We start from the raw sequence: 19,361 nt of genomic DNA, 5'->3' as shown, positions 1-19,361 counted from the left end.
CCCATACGCTCCGAAATGTGACGTCATCCTTGATCCGGGGCCGGCCGAGGCGTGCCAGGTCGCACATATCCGTGCGGGTGGTTCACGCCCTGCTGGGCGGTGCGGTCGGGCTGGCGTGGCTGGTGTTGCCAGGGGGGACGATCAGCGACGTGGATCCGGTTCCCGTGCCCCCGGGTCCGGCGGCCGTCGCGCCCACCGCGCAGGAGCGGCAGGAGCCCTCCCCCGTCGATCTGATCCTGCCCATCGCCGTCGCGGGCGCGACGGCGGCGCTGGCGGGCTACGCGTATCTGCGCCGCACCCGGCGGGCCCGGACCCGTACGACGCCCGGCGGTGAGGTGTCCGCCCGTCCGCCGGTGGCGTCACCGGCGGAGTCGGAGCGGCAGGCGCGGGCCGCGCTGGTCGCGGCGGACGACTGCGTGCGGACGAGCGGCGAGGAAATCGCCGCAGCCGAGGCCCAGTTGGGAGCGGAGGCCGTCGAGCCGTTCGCGCGGGCCCTGCGGGCGGCTCAGGCCGAACTGTCGGCGGCGTTCGCGATACGGCTGCGGTACGAACAGGGGGTGCCGGAGGACGAGGCGGCGCGACGGCAGGCGCTCGTGGGGGTCGTCGGGCGGTGCGCGGAGGCGGGGCGGCGGCTGGACGCGGAGGCGGACGCCTTCGACCGGATGCGGGGGCTGGAGCGGGGAACGGGCGGGGCGCTGGAGACCGCGGAGGCGCGGTTCCAGGAGCTTGCGGGGCGGACGGGGTGGGCGGAGGAGTCACTGGGCGCGCTGAGGGAGCGGTTCGCCTCCTCGGCGGTGGCGCCGGTGCTGGGTTTCGTCGAACAGGCCAAGAACCGGCTGGTGTTCGCGACGACGCAGCTCAACGCGGCCCGGCAGCGGGCCGGTTCGGGCGACGAGCGCCGGGCGGTACGGCACCTGCGGGCCGCCGAGGGGGCCCTCGCCCAGGCTGACGTCTTCGTGAGCGGAGTGGAACGACTGGGGACGGAGTTGAGGGCGGCGGCCGAGCGCATCCCGGCCGTGCTCACCGACGCGGAGGCTCAAGTGGCCGTGCCGCGGGCATGGTTGACCGGCGGTACCACGGCGGTGCCGCCCGCGCGGATGCCGGCCGGTGAGCTGCACGCCCGCCTCGCGCACGCGGACGCCGTCCTGGCCGCCGTACGGGAGGAGTCGGCGCGGGGGTCGTACAACCCGGTGGAGGCGCTGCGGCGCGTCGCCCGGGCGGTGGAGCCGCTGGGGGTGGCGGCCGTCGGTGAGGTGCCGGCCGGCGCCCGGCTCGCCGCGCGCAGTGCCACGGGCGCCGCGGAGGACTTCGTCGCCACGCACCGGGGAGCGGTGGGCGCTCAGGCCCGCACCCGGCTCGCCGAAGCGGTGCGACTGCTCGCCGAGGGCGACGCCGCGACCGCCGACGACCTGGCGCGCGAGGCCCGTGAGCTGGCGGAACGGGACGTACGGACGCACGGCAACCCGTACGCCGGCACGGCCGAGCACGCGAGCGGTCTGGCCGGCGCGGTCCTCGGCGGCGTCCTCCTCGCCGACGAACCCGACGGAGGCCCCCCGGCCTCCTTCGGCGGCCCCACGACGCGGGCGCGCCTGCGGATGCCGCAGGGGTAGCCCTACGTACGGGGTGGGGCGACGCGGACGCGCCGTCCCGGCGACGACCGACGCGGATGGGCACGTCGTCGGCAAAGCCCGAGCCGACGGAACGCGCGCCCCGGCCACCGACTCAACGAACCAGAAGCAGCGCGACCTCGAGCGACGACGCCCTCGCCGACCCCACCCCGTCAGAACAGGCTCAGCAACGCCTCCGCCGGGTCCGTCAGGCCGTTCTCGCCGTCGGGGAGGGGGAGTTCGAACCAGACGGTCTTGCCCTGGGGGGTGCGGCGGGAGCCCCAGGCCGCGCTGAGGAGGCCGACGAGTTGCAGGCCGCGGCCGCCCTCGTCGGTGTCGCGGGCCCGGCGGCGGCGGGGCTGGACCAGGCCGGAGTCCCAGACCTCGCAGACCAGGGTACGGTCCAGGAGCAGGCGGAGCCGGATCTCGCCCTCGCCGTAGCGCAGGGCGTTGGTGACCAGCTCGCTGACCAGGAGCTCCGCGGTGTCGACCAGCGGCTCCAGGTCCCAGCTCAGCAGCTGGGCGCGGGCGTACTCGCGGGCGCGGCCCACGCTGCGCGGCTCACGCGGCAGGGTCCAGTCGCCGACGGACTCGGCGGGCAGGCCCTGGACGCGGGCCATGAGCAGGGCGATGTCGTCCTCGCCGTGATGGGTGTCGAGGGTGTTGAGGACGTGGTCGCAGACGTCCTCCAGCGGCCGGGTCGGGTCGGTGAGCGCGCCGACGAAGGCCTGGAGGCCCTCGTCCAGCGGGTGGTCCCGTGACTCGACCAGGCCGTCCGTGTAGAGGGCGAGGAGGGCGCCCTCGGGGAGCTCCACCTCGACCTCCTCGAAGGGCTCGCCGCCCACGCCGAGCGGCATCCCGGGCGGCACGTCGAGCATCAGCGCCGCCTCGCCCGGTTCCATCAGCACCGGCGGCAGATGGCCGGCGTTGGCGAAGGTGCACCGCCGGGTCACGGAGTCGTACACGGCGTACACGCAGGTGGCGAGGTAGACCTCGGACAGGTCCGCGGCGCGGGGCTGGCGGGCGGTGCGGGTCGCCTGCTGGATGCCGCCGGGGGTGCCGAGGCCGCGGGCGATCTCGTCCAGCGCCGAGAGGACTTCCGCCGGTTCGAGGTCCAGCAGGGCCAGGGTGCGTACGGCCGTACGGAGTTCACCCATGGCGACGGCGGCGCGCAGCCCGCGACCCATGACGTCGCCGACCACCAACGCAGTGCGGTGACCGGGGAGTTCGATGACGTCGAACCAGTCGCCGCCGACCTCCGTCGCCGCGTTGCCCGGCAGATAGCGGCAGGCGATGTCCAGGCCGGAGGCCTCGGGGTCGCCGGGCGGGAGGAGGGACCGCTGCAGTATCAGCGCGCGCTCGTGCTCGCGGCGGTACAGGCGGGCGTTGTCGATGCAGACGGCCGCGCGGGCCGCCAGCTCCACCGCGAGGTCCCGGTCGCGGTCGCCGAAGGGCTCGCTGCCCTTGGTCCGGGAGAACTGCGCGAGTCCGACAACCGTGTCGTGGGCGACCATCGGCACGGCCAGCGTCCACTGGACGAGGCCGCCGTCCGCGGCGGGGACGCTCTTGGGGCGCGCGGTGCGCAGGGCGTCCGCGCAGGGCGAGTTGAAGGCGTAGTGGTGGACCGCGCCCACCGGGACCGGCGGGCCGCCGCCGACGAGCGGGGTGTCGGAGACCGCGCTGGCGAAGGCGACGCGCCTCAGTTCGGCGCTGCCGTCGGCGAGCCCGGGCGGGGCCTCGTCGCCGGCCAGCAGACCCTGGTAGAGGTCGACGGTCGCCAGGTCGCAGAAGCCGGGGACGACGACGTCGAGGAGTTCGCGGGCCGTGGTCTCCAGGTCGAGGGAGTTGCCGATGCGGGCGCCGGCGTCGTTGAGGAGGGCGAGATTCCGCCGGGCGGCGGCGGCCTCGCGGGCGGCGGCGCGGCGGGCCGTGACGTCGGTGCCGAGCCAGGCGATGCCGATGGGGCGGCCGCTGCCGCTGTGCACGCGGTAGAGGTTGATGGACCAGTGCCTGCGCTCGTCCTGACCGGGCACGAAGCCGGTGACGTGCATGTCCGTCACCGACTCGCCGGTCTCCAGGACACGGCGCATGGTGGCGTCGAGCCGCTCGGCCTCGCCGCGCGGCAGATAGTCGTTGACGCCGCGGCCGCGGTGGTCGTCGGGACTGCCGCCGAAGGTGGAGGCGAACCGCTCGTTGGCACGGCGGATCCGCAGGTCGGGGTCGATCAGCAGGAAACCGAAGGGAGATTGGCCGAAAATCGACTGCGAGGCGGCGAGGTCGGTCTCCATGCCGCGCAGGGTGCGGAAGTCGACCACGATGCAGACGGCGGCGCGCTCGCCCTCCACGGTCCGGGTCGGCATGACGTAGACCTCGGCGATCCCGTCCTCACCGCGCCCGCCGTCCAGCGGGTCCGGCATCCGGAAGGGGACGACGCCGGTCCACTCGCGCCCGTCGAGGATCTCGGCCATCTTCCGCTGGCCGCGTTCGCGCAGGTCGGGGTCGATGAACGCCTCGATGGGATCCATGCCGACGGCCCGCGCGGCGGGGACGCCGAAGATCTGCTCGGCGCGCAGACTCCACTGATCGACGAGACCGCTGGGGCCGATGGAGAAGGAGGCGACCCGGATGTAGTCGTAGATGGAGCCGGGCGGGCTGCTCTGCCACAGGGCGTAGCCGGGTGCCGCGGCACCCTCCGCGAGCTCCCTCCTCTCGCCGTCCGACGGGTCCTCGGACTCCGTGGCCTTCGCTGGTATCTCGCTCACGCGAACCGTCCCCTCCAGCTCACCGCGTCCGGCACCGGTCACCGAAAGGCGGCTGCCCGCAGTATCCAGCACTACGACGCCGCGCAACACGGTGTTCACGATCACAGCATGGACCAGGTGACTTTTGGACCTGCCTGCGACCGGACTCACACAACACTTCCCGTCTTCTAACCAGGGAACACGCCGTCGAATCACCCGCCACGGCAACCGCCACCGCCGCGAACCGGCCACGGGGCGGCGGCGGACCCTCCGAGGGGTCTATCCGGGGACCGCGAGCTCGAACCAGACCGTCTTGCCGGCGTCCCCGGGCCGGGTGCCCCAGCTGCGCGAGGAGATGGCGACGAGCTGGAGGCCGCGGCCGCTCTCGTCGTCGGGGCGGGGGGCGCGCTCGCGCGGCAGATCGGGCAGCGGGTCGGAGACCTCCACCCGCAGCCCGTCGTCGAGCTCGGCGGGACGGACGAGACGTACGCCGATGGGTCCCGTGGCATGCCGCAGAGCGTTCGTCACCAGCTCGCTCACCAGGAGCGCCGTGACGTCGGCGAGACTGTCGAGTTCCCAGCCGCGCAGCTGGGTGCGGACCGCCGCGCGGGCGGTGCGTACGGCACCCGGGTCCGCGGGAAAGGTCCACTCGGCGCAGTCGCCTTCGGTGTCGATCACGCCGATCACTTCCCAGGCAGCGAACTCACCCATGTCCGGTTTCGTGGGGTTAATGGGCACATACCCGATATCCCGGAGGCAGTACCGCCTGGGACGGCGCACTGTGGCACGAACGGCGTACTGCCGAACTCAGACGGCCCCGGCTTCGAGACGGCTCACGACCTCGCGCACGGCGGGGACGTCCTGGTCGAGCCAGTCCACGTCCCAGATCTCAGCGGGGGTGAGCCGGCGCAGCGCGTCGTGGTCCTGGAGCGGTTCGGGTGCGGCGGAGCCGGGACGCAGCCGGGCGGTCCACACGTGCAGGACGTACGGGGACTTCAGCGGCCACTCCCCCGGAACGCGCTCCACGACCTCGGCGTCGACGCCGAGTTCCTCGCGCAGTTCGCGCACCAGGGCGTCCTCGGGCGTCTCGCCGGGTTCGACCTTGCCGCCGGGCAGCTCCCAGCGGCCGGCCAGCTCGGGGGGAGCGCTGCGGCGCGCGGCGAGCAGGCGGCCGTCATCGAGCAGGGCGGCTCCGACCACCACGATCCGTTCCGTCATACGGCGGAGCCTACGGGAGCCGGGCCGGGGTCAGTTCTGGGCGTTGGCCCCGGTACGGCCGACGCGCTCGACCCAGTAGAGCTGCCGGTGGCCGCGGCCGTCGAGGGTGTCGGCGATCTTCTGGGCCTCGGCCCGGGTCGCGTATCTGCCCACGCGGTAGCGATGGCCGTTGTCGTCCTGCCGTATGACGAGCCAGGGAAGAGAGACCGTGCCGTCGCTCATCTCGCCCCTCCGCTGCCCGTCGCCCCACCCGCTGAGGAAACCGCACTCCGCATATGCCCGAGCGTACGCCCAACCTTTACGCTGCGAGTACGGCTTTTCACAAAGAGGTACACAACCTGCGGAAACATCGGGGCGCACGGAAACGGATGCGCCGCCGCGCACTCGGGGGCGCGTTCGAGCGAGGGCACGCGAGGGCGGCCGGGCTCACCTGCGGGAACGGGCGTACGACCGCGCATCGCCGACAACCCATGATCAGAGGCGGATCGCGGTGGGCGCGGCGTCAACGGGCCGCGGGCGTGCGCTACTTCACAGGCAGGTGGTACGCGACCCGGTACCGGTCGGCGGGGATCACCACGTCGGCCGTCTCCACGGGGCGGCCCGAGGCGTAGTACGTGCGCTGGATGACGAGGACGACATGACCGGGTACGCCGCCGAGGACGACGAGTTCCTCGGCGAGGCCGGGTCTCGCGCCGACCTCCTCGGTGACGTTGTCGACGATGACGTCGATGGCCCGCATGCGCTCGACGACGCCCATGCCGCCGAGGGGGCCCTCCTCGGGCAGCATCACGGGCGTACGGCCGGTGACCGTGAGGGGCTCCCAGGAAGTGGAGAGCATCATCGGCTCACCGGCCTCCCGGAACAGGTACTTGGTGCACATCACGCGGTCGCCCGAGCGGATGCCGAGCCGGTCGGCGATGGCGGCGCTCGCCTCGGCCTGCTCGCTGCTCGACTCCCAGGTGCCGCGCACCGCGGCCTCGGCCTGCTCCTGACGGAAGGGTGTGGCGCCACCGTCCGGCCGGTATCCGGAGCGCGCCACGCGCCGCGGCACGGGCCGCTCACGTACGTACGTCCCCGAACCGGAGCGGCCCTCGACCAGGCCCTCGGCCATCAGCACCTTGCGGGCCTCGAGCGCGACGGTGTCGGAGACGCCGTACTCCTCGCGGATGCGGGCCTGGGAGGGGAGCCGGGTGTGGGGTGGCAGCGAACCGTCGACGATCTTCTTGCGGAGATCACCCGCGACACGCAGATACGCCGGCTGCTCACCGAATGTCACTGGCCGCTCCCCCCTCAGGTTTTACAGACAGCAACAGCGTGGCAACCGTTGGTTGAGACGTGCAAGCAAAGGCCAGGGAATCACTCGAAGTGATGACTTCGGCCGGGAGAGGGCTTCACGCAGGCACTTTCTCCCCGCTAATGGGCGCGGTCACACCTCCATCCCCGCGCCGCCTCGCCCCGCCCCGCCGGAGCGCTCGTCGGACGGCGGGGTCGTCTCCAGACCCAGGGCCTCGCGCGCGGTGACCGCCCGGCTCGGGTCGAGGAGTTCCAGGCCCTTCTCGTAGTGGGCGTAGAAGGCGTCGGCGTCGGACGCGTCGGCGGCCTTGGCCCACTCCTCGCGGGCCCTGCCGAGCCCGTCCACGACGACGGTGACCGGCCCGCGCGCGTCCGCCGGCCAGGTGTGGGCGCGCAGCAGTTCGGACTGCCGGGTGATCGCGGCCGCGACCTGGCCCGCCCAGGCCTTGTGTCCGGGCAGGTCGTCCTCGACGTAGTCCGCCTCGGGCGCGTTCTCCATGACGGCGTTGAGGACGTGAGCGGCCTTCAGATAGGCGACCTGGTCGGCGTCGAGGACGGTCTGGTCGTTGCGCAGCGAGCCGGTCAGGTCCGCTCCCGCGACCGTGTTGCCGAAGACGCAGGTGACCTCGCGGTCGCCGACGGACCAGCTGTCGCGGGTGGGGGTGAGGTAGTAGACGTCGACGTCGCCGGGGACGGCCCAGGTGTCCATCGCGTAGCCGTCCCGCAGCCCGTAGCAGCGCTGGTCCGCCAGGTCGGCGACCTTCGTGTCGCCCGGGTAGGCGCTGCCGGTCAGCCGGAAGGAGGCGAACACCTCGCCGTCGTGGCCGCGGGAGCACGGCACCTTGTCGACGTCGTACGTGTCGCCCTCCAGCGCGCCGCCGGGCGCGTCGAAGCACTCACCCTTGGCCAGCGAGATGCTCGCGCCGTCGTCCACTCCCTCCTTGACGCCCTGCCAGAACGCGGTCGCGCCGCCCGTCGCGAGCGCCAGCACCCACAGCGCGAGCCCGATCCCGGACAGCACGCTGCCGCCGATCGCCATCCCCCTGCCGCGCTCGCCCCGCCTGCGGATCTGGCCGAGGGCGACGATCCCGAGCACCAGCCCCAGGCCGGGCACACAGCACAGGACACCGAGGACGAGGGAGGCGACGGCGAGCGCGTTGACGGACGCGGGCCGGTTGTAGGGGCTGTATCCCTGCGCCCAGGGCTGGTACGCCGGCTGCCCGTGCACCGGGGGTCCGTATGCCGGTTGTCCGTAGGCCTGTTGCCCGTAGGCCTGTTGCCCGTAGGCCTGTTGCCCGTATCCCGGCTGTCCGTATCCCGGCTGCCCGTAGGGGCCTTGCGCGTACGGGCCCTGCGGCGCGGGCTGCTGGGGGCCGGGAGGCGGAGGTATGGACACGGGCACCGTGCTCCTGGATTCGGGCGGGGACAGCGCTGAACGGACGTACGAATAAGCGCATGGTAAGCGCACCGGGCCGACCGTTCGACGGCGTCGCAGAGTCAGCGCGTCCCGGGCTGCGATCACACCCCTTATGAGAGGTTTTGGCAGCAGAACGTCACCGGGAGTTGAGACGGTGTTCGAAGTTGTCGACCGCCCCTTGGGGATGCGGGCCGCCACTTCGACACTGGATGCTCCGCACTTCTGCACTAGGGGTTGCCCGTGCCGCGCCGCCATATGTTCCTGGGCCTGCTCGTCGTCTTCATCTGGGGCACGAACTTCGTCGTCATCGACGTCGGGCTGGACTCCTTCCCGCCTCTGCTCTTCGCGGCGCTGAGGTTCACGTTCGTCGCCCTGCCCGCGGTGTTCTTCGTCGGCAGGCCGGGGGCGCCCTGGAAGCTGGTCGCGCTGGTCGGGATCCTCCAGGGCGCGGGCCAGTTCGGGCTGCTCTTCGTGGGCATGAACCTGGGCGTCCCGCCGGGGCTGGCCTCGCTCGTGCTCCAGGGGCAGGCGGCGTTCACCGTGCTCTTCGCCTTCCTGGTGCTGCGCGAGCGGCCGGGCCCGATCGTCGCGGCGGGCGTCCTCGCCGGGGTCGCCGGCCTGACCGTCATCGCGCTCGGCACCGGCTCCGTCTCGCTCGGCGCCCTGCTCGTGGTGGTGGCGGCGGGTGCCTGCTGGGCGGCGGCGAACATCACCACCCGTATCGCCAAGCCCGAGAACGGCTTCAAGCTGACGATCTGGTCCGCGCTGGCCGCGCCCGTGCCGCTCACGCTGCTCTCGCTCGTCTTCGAGGGCCCGGAGCGGGACCGGGCGGCGCTCGCCTCGCTGGACTGGCAGGGGGTCGGCGCGCTGGCGTTCACCGTCGTGCTGTCCACGATCGTCGCGTTCGGCATCTGGGCCTCGCTGCTCAGGTCGAACACGGCCTCCTCCGTCAGCGCCTTCTCCCTGCTCGTGCCCGTGGTCGGCATGGCCACCGCGTGGCTGGCGCTCGGCGAGGTGCCCACCACGGCCGACTGGATCGGCGGCGCGCTGATCCTCGGCGGCGTCGTCGCCGTCATCCGCCCCGACGCCTTCAAGGCACCGGGCCGGATCACCGGCGACCGCCCCACGGCGAACCAGGGCCCGGACGCGGCGAGTTCCGACCGTACAGACACCACGCCCAAGGCGGCATCCGCCGCACCGGCGGGCGAGACCAAGAAGGGATGACGGCAGTGAACGTGAAGGCGAGCACGACGATCGCGGCAGGACTGCGGGAGGAGGGCTGGGCGGCGGGAGACCTCGACGAGGAGTTCGGGGAGGAGCTGACGCGCGGCCCCGAGTGGCAGCGGTTCCTCAGCTCCTGGGAGCGGCTGGCGCTCGACCCGTTCATGGCCGACGGCGGTGACTACCGGCTGCGCCGCTACTCGGAGTTCGACTGCACCGCCGACTCCGTACGCCTGCTGCCGCACGTGCCGTACACCCAGGCCAAGGACATCAACTACCTGAACGGCGGCGTGGACCGGCTCTTCGAGCCCTTCGAGGACGAGGTGGCGAACGGCCCCGTCGTCCACACCCTGCTGTCCTGGTGCGCCCGTCAACTGGACGAGACGGAGGGGCGCGGTGGAGCCACCTGGTACGCCCAGGTCTTCCAGAACCGCATACTCGCCCGCGCCGGCCGGTCCGGGAAGCCGGCGCCCGAGGGCGTGCACCGGGACGGCGTCGACTACGTCTTCACCGTCGTCGTCGGCCGGCACGCCGTCGACGGCGGAGTCAGCGGCCTGTACGAGCCGCTGGGCGACGGCCGACACGGCAAGCGCGTGGTCAGCGTCGCGCTGCAGCCGCCCGGCCAGTTTCTGTTCAACGATGACGAACGGACGATGCACGGGGTCACCCCGGTCACGCCGACAAGCGAGGACATAGTGGGCCATCGGGACACCTTCATCGCCGTCATCACCCGTCGCGACTGAAATCCCGCCGGCCGACGGGCTTTTCGAACAGTCGTTGAAAACAACACGATGATGCCGCAGAATCTCGCCCAGACGCTTCGGGCGACGGCAACGCCGCGCCCGGGGACGGGAATTGCTTCGACCATGTTGTTGACCTTACGGAAAATGCACCTCGGGAAATACTTCTGAACCCGAACGGAGAAATTCCAGTGTCCGATCCGATATGCGGTGGGGCGAAAGCGGCACGGGCCTTCACTGACGCCGACATAGTGAAGGCCTTCCCTCGGGAAGTGGATGCCAAGCCCGACCTGGAGATCCGGTTCGCCCTGCTGCGCCGGCTCCACGAGCACTACCTCGCCTACATGGGCGGCCCCGAGACGTTCGGTTCGATACCCCGGCTGAACGCCGACCCGCAGATCACAGCCATCGAGGACGCCTGGCTCGCCTGGGAGGACCGCCAGGTCGACCCCGCCACCCTCCCCCGCTCGGCAGAGGAGTTCCGCACCTGGTTCCTGGAGGTCGCGGACAACCACGTACAGCCGGAATTCTGCGAATACCTGGCCGACGAGGCGACGCTGGGCGAGATCGCGCTCTTCTTCATGGCCGAGGAACTCGTCGACTCGAAGTTCGACGATCTCATGGCCATGGTGCAGATCGGCACCCAGGGAAACACCAAGCTCACCATCGCCGAGAACTACTGGGACGAGATGGGCGAAGGAAAGCTCGAGGACATGCACACGCGCCTCTTCGAGCACTCCGCCCAATACATGCGGAAACAGCTCGCCGAACTCCGGATCGACGACGTCGAGCTCTACTGCTCCGAGGTGTACGAGAACGCCTGCCTGCTGCTGATGTACGGCATCCACCGTCACCTCGTCCCGCGCGCCCTGGGCGCCATGGGCGTACTGGAGCAGAGCGCCTCGCCCCGCTTCCAGGCCATGGTCGACGGCTGCGCCCGGCTCGGCGTCCCCGAGGACGTCATCCACTACCAGCGCATCCACGTGCACGTCGACGCCGACCACGGCGCGGAGTGGTTCGAGGGCGTCTTCGTCCCCCTCGTGCAGGAGTCGCCCGAACTGCTGCGGGAGATCAGCCTCGGGGTGCTCACCCGGGTGCGGGTCGCCAACGCCTACTACGAGCGCATCTGGCAGCAGATGAAGGGCGTGCGCTGACCATGACCGAGCTGACGGAGCGGGTCGGACGCGCATCCGACCCGCTCTTCGAGAGATGCCGCGTCTCCTTACGCGACGAGCGCGTGTTCGTCGGCAAGCTCGCGGTCCTCGCCACGATCCTCGCGACCGGCGCCTGGCTGGCGCTCCAGGACTCGTTCCTCCTCGCGGCACCCGGCGTCGTGCTCCTGGCCGCCGGCTACACCCACGGGGTGGAGCTCCAGCACCAGTGCCTGCACCACTCGGCCTTCCGCCGGTCCGCCGTGAACCGTTTCTTCGGCGTCCCGCTCGGCCTCCCCCTGCTCGTCTCCTACTCCCACTACCGCGTCCGCCACCTCCAGCACCACCGCTACCTGGGCACGCCGAACGACACCGAGTTCTTCGGCTTCGACACCCGGCAGGGCGTCACCTGGCGCGGCATGCTCGGGGGGCTCTTCGACTACCCGCGGGTGGCGCGGACGCTCCGCGACATCTGGCTCTCCTGGCGGAACACCTGGCGTTACACGGACGGGCAGAGCTCCGAGCGGATGCGCCAGGACATCGTCGCCGAGTACCGCTTCTTCGGCGCGGCCCTGCTGGGCCTCGTCTGCGTGAGCCTCCTGGGCGGCGGCGAGGAGGTGCTCAGGCTGTGGCTGCTGCCGCTGGCCGTGGCGGTGCCGCTGCACTTCCTGGTGGAGCTGCCGGAACACCTGCTGTGCGAGACGGAGAGCGCGGACGTACTGCGCAACACCCGCTCGATCAGCGGCAGTTGGTTCAGCACCTGGTTCACCAACGGCAACAACCTGCACGTCGAGCACCACGCGGCCATGACGGTGCCGATCAACCGGCTGCGGGAGCGCCACCCCGAGGTCGAGCGGCGCGCGGTGTACGTCACCCGCACCTACCCGGCCTTCTACTGGTCCGTCTGCCGGGCCCTGATGGAGCGCCCGTGAAGCCGGACGACTTCTACCACGAGGACAGCCGGCGCCTTCAGGGCACCTTCGGCACCGAGAGGCTCGCCGACCACATCGCGGCGAACTACGTGGAGGACCACCTCTCCCCCGAGCACGTCGAGTGGATCGGGGAGGCCGACGAGGTGTACCTCGCGACGGTCTCCCCGGACGGCCACCCGGAGTGCTCGTACAAGGGCGGGCTGCCCGGCTTCATCCGGGTGCACGACCCGCGCACCCTGGAGATCCCCAGCTACGACGGCAACGGGATGTACCGGACGCTCGGCAACGCCCGGTCCTCCCCCGAGGTCGGCCTGCTCTTCCTCTTCCCCGGGCGCAAGGCCAAGCTCCGGGTGAACGGGCGGTGCGAGCTGTACACCGGCCCCGAGTCCCTCGACGGGCATCCGGGCGCGGAGGCGGTGCTGCGCGTCGCGATCCGGGAGGTCTTCGAGAACTGCCCGCGCTATCTGCACGACCGTGCCGCGGGAACCCACTCGGCGCACTGCCCGCGCCCCGACTACCGACCACCCACACCCGACTGGAAACTCAAGCCCGAGTACGAGGGCATCCTCCCCCGTCAGCCGAACGACGGCGCCTCGGCGCCGGCCCCCTTCGGCGAGTAGGGCACGACTCCGCCCAGCTTCGGTTGGGCGGAGCGCGCCACCCGGTCCGCCATCCGCCCGACGGAGTCCATCAGTTCACGGCGTACGGCGGGAAGCCAGCGCGAGCCGGCCGTGTCCGCGGACTCCAGCAGGACGGCGGTGCGCTCCAGCACCTCGCCCTCGCGCAGGGCCACCACCCGTACGCCGTCGTCGGCCGGGTGCAGACACGAGACCGGCACCAGGGTCACGGCCTGGACCGCCCGGACCATCCGCTGGACGATCGACCAGTCGTCGGAGCGGGCCGCCGCGCGCGGGCGGATGCCGAGCCGCGCGAGATAGCGCCCGACCATCTGGTCGCACGCGGAGCCACGGCGCGGCAACACCCAGGGCAGATCGGCGTAGTTGCGCGCGGAGTCGTACTCCTTGCCGGTGGCGATGAACCCCTTGGGCATGACGAGCGCGAACGGCTCGCGCCACAGGCCGTACGAGGTGAGCCGGGGGTCGCCGGCCAGGTCGGTGTCGAGGATCTCCCGCAGCGTGACGACCATGTCGAGCTGCGCGTGCTCCACCAGGCTGGCCGCCTCGCGCGGGTCCACCTCCAGCACCTCGATGCGGAAGTTCCTTGTGTCCCTGAGCCGTTCGACGGCCGGCAGCACGCACTCGCCCAGAGCGGAGGGGAACGCGCCGATGCGTATCGTGCGCCGGGGCAGCGGACCGCCGCCGTTGCGCACCCCGGTCAGCCCGCGGTCCCACAACCTGGTTACTTCCTCGGCCAGTTCGGCCACCATCTCGCCCTGGTCGGTGAGGCGTCCGCCCCGGCCGTCCCGCTCGTACAGCGCCATGCCGCACGCCTCGGCGAGCCCCTTGATGCGGTGCGAGACCGACGACGGGGCCAAGTGCATCGACTGGGCCGCCGCGTGCACCGACCCCTGCCGTCTCAGCTCCTGCAGAGTCCGCAGCGAACTCATACTCACCATGGCCCAACACCCGTCCTTCGCAAGCCAGAAGAGAACGATGGTAGGGCAGTTGGGCGGGGGTGACCGAGCGACGGCGTGCCGCGTCAGCGGTTGCGCCACCAGGTGACCGCCCAGAGCACGTTGGCACCGCCCAGGGTGATCAGTACGGCCGCCGCGTCGGCGTTGCGCGCGAGGCCGTGCCCCGGCCCGAGGCCCCGTACCGCGCGGACCAGCAGGGTGACGTCCACGGGCAGCGTGACGGCGGCCATGAAGCCGAGACAGACCACGGTGCCGGCCACGAGGACGACGCTGTAGAGGCGTACGGCCGCGCGCTCGTGCGGGGGCAGTCGGGTGCTGGGGTCCTCGGACCGGGCGGTCCGGCCGGAACGGGGCGGGCGCACCGCGCACCGGGCGACGTACCGGGCGTAGGCGAGCCCGTCGCCGTACAGGTTGCGGCAGCCGGTGAGGTCCTGGAGGACGAAGTACAGGTCCGTGCGCGTGAACACCATCAGCTGGAACGGCAGCGGCAGCAGGGCCAGCAGCAGTGCGGCGGACTCCAGCCGATGGGCCGTCGTCCCGGTGTCCGTGACGGCCAGGGTCAGGACGAGGGCCGACGCGACGGAGAGGTTGAGGGCGATGCCGGCCAGGTAGGCGGTCAACCGGTGGCGGCGGGGCGCGAGTTCGATGCCGCTGATGTCGGTCTGCATGACGAGGAACTGCAGCCGGGTGCCCAGCCGCATCCGCCCCGGCACCCCCGCGGCGCGGGCGGTGACCAGGTGCGCCAGTTCGTGGGCCAGCAGCAGCACCCACCCGGCTGCCGCCGCGCTCAGCACGACCAGGCTGCCGTGCGGGCTCCACAGCAGGTCACGGTAGCCCGGCACGAGGTCGGGCCGGCGGACCAGGACGACGACGGCGGCCGCCAGCAGCAGCCCGACGAGCACGGGGAGCGCGGGATGCAGGGCGAGCCGGACATGGTGCGGGCGGAGCCACGACAGGGAGGCGGACGGCGACTGATCATCCGGAACCAGCCGGTCGCCGATGCGCGCCACGAACCCGAGCGCCGCCAAGTCACGTACAAAATCCGCGACTTCGAACTCCTCGCCGGTCTCGGCCCGCAGCGCCTCCGCGGTCCGGCCCACGCTCAGCCCGTCGCCCAGCAGCTGCACCGCCCGCGCCCCGGCCTCCGGCAGGGCGACGAAGGTACGGGTCGCCATGCGGCCGACGATCCACTCGTCCCGGTCCCGCCGCACCGCCAGGTCGTGCAGCAGCACGCACGCCGACGGGTCGATCCGGGCGGCGGTGTCCGTCACCGGGCGCCCGCCGGTCGCGGGGCCGGTTCGCCCTGGCAGGCAGGGCAGTCGGTACGCCGTTCCGAGCGCTCCATGACCGGGTCGCCGGGCAGCATGAGGTTGACGCCGAACCGGCAGCCGGGGTCGATCGGCGGCACACCGCACAGCAGCGCGATGGCGGCGTGGGCCAGCAGACTGCCCGACAGGCTTGCGGTGACGGCGTTGACCGGATTCCACGGCATCCGGGGCGAGGCGACGTCCTCGTCCTGACCTGGCGGCAGCCGCAAATCGCGCCGCTCGGCCTCGGCCAGACGCAGACACTCCCAGCACGCGCCCCGCCCGGGCGTGAACACCCCGACACTCACCCGCGGGCCACGGTAACCGGCCTCGGCCCACGGCGTACCCGTGGCCAGGCAGGCCTGGTTGGCCCAGCGGCGGATCGTGGCGGGACGGTCGGCGGCGAGCAGCAGGGCGTCGTAGGCGGGGGTGGGGTGGTCGGAGGCGGGGGCCGAGCGGCCTGGCGGGCCGCCGGAGCGGCCGGGGGCGGCGGAGCCGGAGCGGGCGGGGCCGGAGCCGCCGGTCAGCAGGGCTTCGAGGTCCGCCGGCCCCCGCACCTCGCAGCGCTCGCCGGTGACCGTCGTGTCGGAGTTCAGGGCGCGCAGCGCCGCCAGCGCCGCGTCCACCTTGGGCGTCCCGAGGTCGTCCTCGCGATAGAGGGTCTGCCGGTTGAGGTTGGACAGCTCGACGACGTCCGGGTCGACGCAGTGCAGCAGCCCCACCCCGGACGCCACCAGGTCCCGCGCGGCGGCGCCGCCCGTACCGCCGACGCCGATCAGCAGCACCCGCGCGCGGCACAGCCGTACCTGCGGCTCCCAGGCGCTCTCCCGCGGCCGCAGGTCCATCCAGCGCAGCAGTGTCATGCTCCGGCCGTACCGCTCCCGTTCCCGCTCGGACAGCTCGGCCGGCGGCGCGACGCCGGCGTCCTCCACGAACCCGGCCAGCGCGAGGTCCGTCATCGCCTCGGCGATGTCGGGAGCCGTCAGATCCGTCTCCGGATGGCGGCGGGCGACCTCGGCCACGATCTCCGACACGCCCCGCGTACCGTCCATGGCCTGCACGAGCGTCCACACCCAGCCGTCGGGATCCTTGACCTCGGACCCGATGCCGTGGACGACGCTGCCGATCCTGACGTGGCCGTCCACCGTCCGGTAGGCCCGGTGTTCCGGCTTGATCCGAGGCAGCCGCATCGCTTGCACCGTCATCTTCGCGCCAATCTCGTCAGCACCCGATCCGCTGGTCGGCACCAGTCATTGACAACACTGATCCGGTACACGAATTCTGACAAGAGCGCGTCAAAAAGCGCGCGCAACCCCATCGGAAGGACGCGACATGCCGAAGAGGATCGAGATCCGTCCGCTGGACAAGAAGGAGACCACCGGCGACAGCGGTGGCAACGGCGGCGCCTGATCGGACTCGAATGGTGCACCGCTACCCCACGGTCGCGGAGGTCACCGAGGCGGCGCGTCGGCTGGTCTCCGGGTTCCCCGGGGCCGGCCGGCTGCGCCGGATCGGGACGTCCCGTGCGGGCCGGCCGATCGAGATGCTGTCCGTGGGACACGGGCCGCGCCACGTCCTGGTGGTGGCCGGACCGCACCCGGACGAGCCGGTCGGCGGCGCGACCGCGCTCGCGCTGGCGGAGCGGGTGGCCCGCGGCGACCGGCTGTCCGCGGCGACCGACCCCGGCCTCGTCACCTGGGACATCGTGCTGTGCCTGGACCCGGACGGCGCGGCACTGAGCGAGGTCGGAACCGGCGGGGCGGCGTCCGCGCACACCCTCCGGAGCTACTACCGCGGCGCCTACCGCCCGATCGCGGCGGAACAGCCGGAGTGGGCCCCGATCGCGGGACGTCAACTACCGGAGAGCCAGGCGCTGTTCGACGTGATGGAGGAACTGAAGCCCTTCCTCCAGTGCTCCCTGCACAGCACCGATGTGGGCGGCAGCTGGGTCCAGTTGACCCGCGATCTGCCCGAACTGGCCGCCCCTTTCGGGACGTCGGCCGACGAGCTCAACATCCCGCTCCAGTACGGCACCTACGACGCCCTGTACTGGGAGAACCCCGCTCCCGCGGTCTACGTCCTGCCGCCGCCGGACAGCACCGCCCGCCTGGCGGCCGGTTCGGAGAACATCGGCCTGTCCACCTGGTGCGCACCGCAGCGGTACGGCGGCGTCACGGCGATCGTCGAAGTCCCCATGTTCGCCACGGACCTGGCCGAGGACCTCACCCCGCATCCGAGGGCCGCCGACGCCCTGCGCGACCTGGCCGGCCTGGTGCTGGACGGCGGCCGCCAGGTCACCGCCGTCCTCGAAAAGGCGCGCGGATTCCTGCCCCCGGCGAAGGACGACCCGTTCCGGCGCGTGGTGGAGTGGATGGCCGACGGCCTCTACGACCTGGTAGCCGCCTCCTGGGAACCCCTCGCCCGCCAGGCGGCCACCGCCGCGCACGACCCCGCTGTCCCCCAGCTGACGACGGCCCAGGTCGCCGCCCTGGACATCGTCGCCCGCCGCCAGCCCCTCCGCGCGGCGGGCCTCCTCCTGCGCCTGCTGGAGACCGCTGACGCCCCATCCCTCCACCGCGAACTGGACGACCTCTTCACCACCTGGTGCGCAACCTTCACGGAAGCCCTCCAGGTCCGCTGGGTCCCGATCCCCCACCAGATCGAACACCAGACCCGCACGGTGGTGGCAGCAGCGGAGAGCGCGCTGAAGACGCTGGCGTAACGGGCGCCGGCGGGGCCGTACGGGGCCGGCCCTGCCGAAGCTGCGCGTTGACCGACACGCGGGGCCGCGTGGCGCACCCGACAGCGTCGGCTACGGCGCCCAAAGGCGGAGCCGCCTAACTAGTGCCGCATCAGGCAACGTTCGCCCTGTTGTGATGTGACGCGCCGTCCGGGTCGCGGCCCGGACGGCGCGGACACGCCATGCTGTTCTCGTGGCAGAACGACCCTGACCCGCGCTATACGCCAGTGATCCCGTCGATGCGTTCCCGGAGCAGATCCGCGTGGCCGTTATGGCGGGCGTACTCCTCGATCATGTGGACGTAGATCCAGCGGAGACTCACGTCCTGCTCCATGAAGCGACCGGTGTCGGCCAGCGCACGGTCGGCGCAGTGCTCCCGGGCGCTGGCGATCTCCGCGTGCCAAGTGGCGAGGGCGTCGCGCAGGGTGGCGCCCGTGGCGAGTTCGAAGCCGCCGTCGGGGGCATCCGGGTCGGCCTGCGGGTCGTAGATCGGCGGGGCCTGCTCTCCGGCGAACACGCGACGGAACCAGTTCCGTTCCACCTCCGCCATGTGCTGAACGAGGCCGGTCAATGTGAAGCCGGATGGTGGCACGGACGCGACAGCGGCCTGCTCGTCGTCCAGGCCCTCGCACTTCATGGCGAGGGTGGTCCGGTGGAAGTCGAGCCAGCTTTCGAGCGTGATGCGCTCGTCGGCATTCAGCGGCGGCATGGGGCGTTCGATGGCGCTCATCAGTCGATTATCGCCATCGACCGAAGCTCCCGACGGGCAGGGCCGACAACAGGGCGAACGTTGCCTGATGCGGCACTAGTAGCGATAGCGAGCCGCGAGGATCACGATCTCCTTGTCCGTGACCAAGTACACGAGGCGGTGCTCGTCGTCGATCCGCCTCGACCACGCCCCAGGCAAGTGGTACTTCAGCGGCTCCGGCTTACCGATCCCCGTGAAAGGGTCGCGCTTGACGTCCTCGATGAGCTTGTTGATCCGAGCGAGCATCTTGCGGTCGTTCCTGAGCCAGGACGTGTAGTCCTCCCAGCCCTGATCCTCGAAGACAAGCCTCACGCAGCACCCGCAGCTGGGTCCGCCGCGTTCGGATCGATCAACTCATGCTCCGACACGTTGGTGTTCTCCAAGGCGTTCTCGTACGCCTTGAGCAGTCGCCGCGCGTTCGCGGGCGAACGCAGCAGGCACGCACCCTCGCGCAGAGCCGCGTAGTCCTCGGCTGAGACGAGCACGGCGTTGCCGTGCTTGGAGACGATCTCGATGGCCTCGTGATCGTCGTTGACCTTCTTGATCAGCGGAAAGAGAGCCTTGCGGGCTTCGCTCGCGGTTATCGACATGGGCTGCCTCCCTACCTCAAGTGGTACCGAAGACGTACCACTCATTACGGGCGCCATCCCAG

The 19,361-nt window shown here is 71.9% G+C and carries 19 protein-coding genes; 7 read left to right on the top strand and 12 right to left on the bottom strand.

The genetic code is table 11. The features are described 5' to 3' along the window. Window positions 1–149 precede the first annotated feature (149 nt). Window positions 150–1,610, top strand: coding sequence for a hypothetical protein (locus QFZ74_RS20555; protein WP_307622265.1), 1,461 nt, complete (start codon window positions 150–152; stop codon window positions 1,608–1,610). Window positions 1,611–1,780: 170 nt separating this feature from the next. Here the strand turns inward: QFZ74_RS20555 and QFZ74_RS20550 are convergent, their stop codons facing one another. The 6 genes from QFZ74_RS20550 to QFZ74_RS20525 all read right to left on the bottom strand — a co-directional run bounded on the left by QFZ74_RS20550 (window position 1,781) and on the right by QFZ74_RS20525 (window position 8,255). Beyond that, complete coding sequence (locus QFZ74_RS20550) at window positions 1,781–4,369, bottom strand: SpoIIE family protein phosphatase (RefSeq protein ID WP_307622264.1); 2,589 nt, start codon at window positions 4,367–4,369, stop codon at window positions 1,781–1,783. 258 nt (window positions 4,370–4,627) lie between these two features. Further along, a complete protein-coding gene (locus tag QFZ74_RS20545; protein WP_307622263.1) occupies window positions 4,628–5,059 on the bottom strand; it encodes an ATP-binding protein in 432 nt (143 codons plus the stop codon). 96 nt (window positions 5,060–5,155) lie between these two features. After that, window positions 5,156–5,566 (bottom strand): (deoxy)nucleoside triphosphate pyrophosphohydrolase, encoded by a 411-nt coding sequence (locus tag QFZ74_RS20540; protein WP_307622262.1) that lies wholly within the window; start codon window positions 5,564–5,566, stop codon window positions 5,156–5,158. A gap of 30 nt (window positions 5,567–5,596) precedes the next feature. Further along, window positions 5,597–5,788, bottom strand: coding sequence for an SPOR domain-containing protein (locus QFZ74_RS20535; RefSeq protein WP_307622261.1), 192 nt, complete (start codon window positions 5,786–5,788; stop codon window positions 5,597–5,599). Between the two features lie 301 nt (window positions 5,789–6,089). Further along, a complete protein-coding gene (locus QFZ74_RS20530) occupies window positions 6,090–6,842 on the bottom strand; it encodes a GntR family transcriptional regulator (protein ID WP_307622260.1) in 753 nt (250 codons plus the stop codon). A gap of 150 nt (window positions 6,843–6,992) precedes the next feature. Beyond that, window positions 6,993–8,255 carry a DUF4190 domain-containing protein gene (locus QFZ74_RS20525; protein WP_373462419.1) on the bottom strand — a complete coding sequence of 421 codons (1,263 nt, stop codon included), beginning with the start codon at window positions 8,253–8,255 and terminating at the stop codon, window positions 6,993–6,995. A gap of 261 nt (window positions 8,256–8,516) precedes the next feature. Here QFZ74_RS20525 and QFZ74_RS20520 point away from each other — a divergent pair, with 261 nt between their 5' ends. The 5 genes from QFZ74_RS20520 to QFZ74_RS20500 all read left to right on the top strand — a co-directional run bounded on the left by QFZ74_RS20520 (window position 8,517) and on the right by QFZ74_RS20500 (window position 12,940). After that, window positions 8,517–9,500 carry an EamA family transporter gene (locus QFZ74_RS20520; protein ID WP_307622258.1) on the top strand — a complete coding sequence of 328 codons (984 nt, stop codon included), beginning with the start codon at window positions 8,517–8,519 and terminating at the stop codon, window positions 9,498–9,500. After that, the gene (locus tag QFZ74_RS20515; protein WP_307622257.1) at window positions 9,497–10,240 is read left to right on the top strand and encodes a 2OG-Fe dioxygenase family protein; all 744 of its coding nucleotides are present in this window, start codon (window positions 9,497–9,499) and stop codon (window positions 10,238–10,240) included. Before QFZ74_RS20520 ends, QFZ74_RS20515 begins: the two co-directional genes overlap by 4 nt. A 269-nt stretch (window positions 10,241–10,509) precedes the next feature. Further along, a complete protein-coding gene (locus QFZ74_RS20510) occupies window positions 10,510–11,391 on the top strand; it encodes an iron-containing redox enzyme family protein (protein WP_307622256.1) in 882 nt (293 codons plus the stop codon). 2 nt (window positions 11,392–11,393) lie between these two features. After that, on the top strand, window positions 11,394–12,320 hold the full coding sequence (locus QFZ74_RS20505; RefSeq protein WP_307622255.1) for a fatty acid desaturase: 927 nt from the start codon (window positions 11,394–11,396) through the stop codon (window positions 12,318–12,320). Beyond that, window positions 12,317–12,940 carry a pyridoxamine 5'-phosphate oxidase family protein gene (locus QFZ74_RS20500; RefSeq protein ID WP_307622254.1) on the top strand — a complete coding sequence of 208 codons (624 nt, stop codon included), beginning with the start codon at window positions 12,317–12,319 and terminating at the stop codon, window positions 12,938–12,940. The genes QFZ74_RS20505 and QFZ74_RS20500 overlap by 4 nt, the downstream gene beginning before the upstream one ends. Here QFZ74_RS20500 and QFZ74_RS20495 read toward each other — a convergent pair. The 3 genes from QFZ74_RS20495 to QFZ74_RS20485 all read right to left on the bottom strand — a co-directional run bounded on the left by QFZ74_RS20495 (window position 12,895) and on the right by QFZ74_RS20485 (window position 16,426). Next, a complete protein-coding gene (locus tag QFZ74_RS20495) occupies window positions 12,895–13,896 on the bottom strand; it encodes a LysR family transcriptional regulator (RefSeq protein WP_307622253.1) in 1,002 nt (333 codons plus the stop codon). The two genes, QFZ74_RS20500 and QFZ74_RS20495, sit on opposite strands and share 46 nt — an antisense overlap. 83 nt (window positions 13,897–13,979) lie before the next feature. After that, window positions 13,980–15,185, bottom strand: coding sequence for a hypothetical protein (locus QFZ74_RS20490; RefSeq protein ID WP_307622252.1), 1,206 nt, complete (start codon window positions 15,183–15,185; stop codon window positions 13,980–13,982). Then, window positions 15,182–16,426 carry a ThiF family adenylyltransferase gene (locus QFZ74_RS20485; protein WP_307622251.1) on the bottom strand — a complete coding sequence of 415 codons (1,245 nt, stop codon included), beginning with the start codon at window positions 16,424–16,426 and terminating at the stop codon, window positions 15,182–15,184. Before QFZ74_RS20485 ends, QFZ74_RS20490 begins: the two co-directional genes overlap by 4 nt. A gap of 218 nt (window positions 16,427–16,644) precedes the next feature. On the opposite strand from QFZ74_RS20485, the gene QFZ74_RS20480 reads away from it, so the two are divergent. Further along, window positions 16,645–17,943, top strand: a complete 1,299-nt coding sequence (locus QFZ74_RS20480; RefSeq protein ID WP_307624224.1) for a M14 family zinc carboxypeptidase — start codon at window positions 16,645–16,647, stop codon at window positions 17,941–17,943. Window positions 17,944–18,178: 235 nt separating this feature from the next. On the opposite strand, the gene QFZ74_RS20475 is transcribed toward QFZ74_RS20480, so the two are convergent. The 3 genes from QFZ74_RS20475 to QFZ74_RS20465 all read right to left on the bottom strand — a co-directional run bounded on the left by QFZ74_RS20475 (window position 18,179) and on the right by QFZ74_RS20465 (window position 19,299). Next, a complete protein-coding gene (locus QFZ74_RS20475) occupies window positions 18,179–18,691 on the bottom strand; it encodes a DinB family protein (RefSeq protein ID WP_307622250.1) in 513 nt (170 codons plus the stop codon). Between the two features lie 75 nt (window positions 18,692–18,766). Continuing rightward, window positions 18,767–19,021 (bottom strand): Txe/YoeB family addiction module toxin, encoded by a 255-nt coding sequence (locus QFZ74_RS20470; protein ID WP_307622249.1) that lies wholly within the window; start codon window positions 19,019–19,021, stop codon window positions 18,767–18,769. Beyond that, window positions 19,018–19,299 (bottom strand): type II toxin-antitoxin system Phd/YefM family antitoxin, encoded by a 282-nt coding sequence (locus QFZ74_RS20465; protein WP_307622248.1) that lies wholly within the window; start codon window positions 19,297–19,299, stop codon window positions 19,018–19,020. The genes QFZ74_RS20470 and QFZ74_RS20465 overlap by 4 nt, the downstream gene beginning before the upstream one ends. Window positions 19,300–19,361 lie beyond the last annotated feature (62 nt).

The organism is Streptomyces sp. V3I7, from assembly GCF_030817495.1.
In the GTDB taxonomy this organism is placed as follows: Bacteria; Actinomycetota; Actinomycetes; order Streptomycetales; family Streptomycetaceae; genus Streptomyces.
Note: the sequence above shows the minus strand (reverse complement) of the source record. Positions and strands in the feature narration are given on the sequence as shown.

Coding starts and splice junctions, on each gene's coding strand:
- QFZ74_RS20545 (WP_307622263.1), bottom strand. CDS start 5,059: ATGGGTGAGTTCGCTGCCTGGGAAGTGATCGGCGTGATCGACACCGAA.
- QFZ74_RS20540 (WP_307622262.1), bottom strand. CDS start 5,566: ATGACGGAACGGATCGTGGTGGTCGGAGCCGCCCTGCTCGATGACGGC.
- QFZ74_RS20535 (WP_307622261.1), bottom strand. CDS start 5,788: ATGAGCGACGGCACGGTCTCTCTTCCCTGGCTCGTCATACGGCAGGAC.
- QFZ74_RS20515 (WP_307622257.1), top strand. CDS start 9,497: ATGACGGCAGTGAACGTGAAGGCGAGCACGACGATCGCGGCAGGACTG.
- QFZ74_RS20505 (WP_307622255.1), top strand. CDS start 11,394: ATGACCGAGCTGACGGAGCGGGTCGGACGCGCATCCGACCCGCTCTTC.
- QFZ74_RS20495 (WP_307622253.1), bottom strand. CDS start 13,896: ATGGTGAGTATGAGTTCGCTGCGGACTCTGCAGGAGCTGAGACGGCAG.
- QFZ74_RS20485 (WP_307622251.1), bottom strand. CDS start 16,426: ATGACGGTGCAAGCGATGCGGCTGCCTCGGATCAAGCCGGAACACCGG.
- QFZ74_RS20475 (WP_307622250.1), bottom strand. CDS start 18,691: ATGAGCGCCATCGAACGCCCCATGCCGCCGCTGAATGCCGACGAGCGC.
- QFZ74_RS20465 (WP_307622248.1), bottom strand. CDS start 19,299: ATGTCGATAACCGCGAGCGAAGCCCGCAAGGCTCTCTTTCCGCTGATC.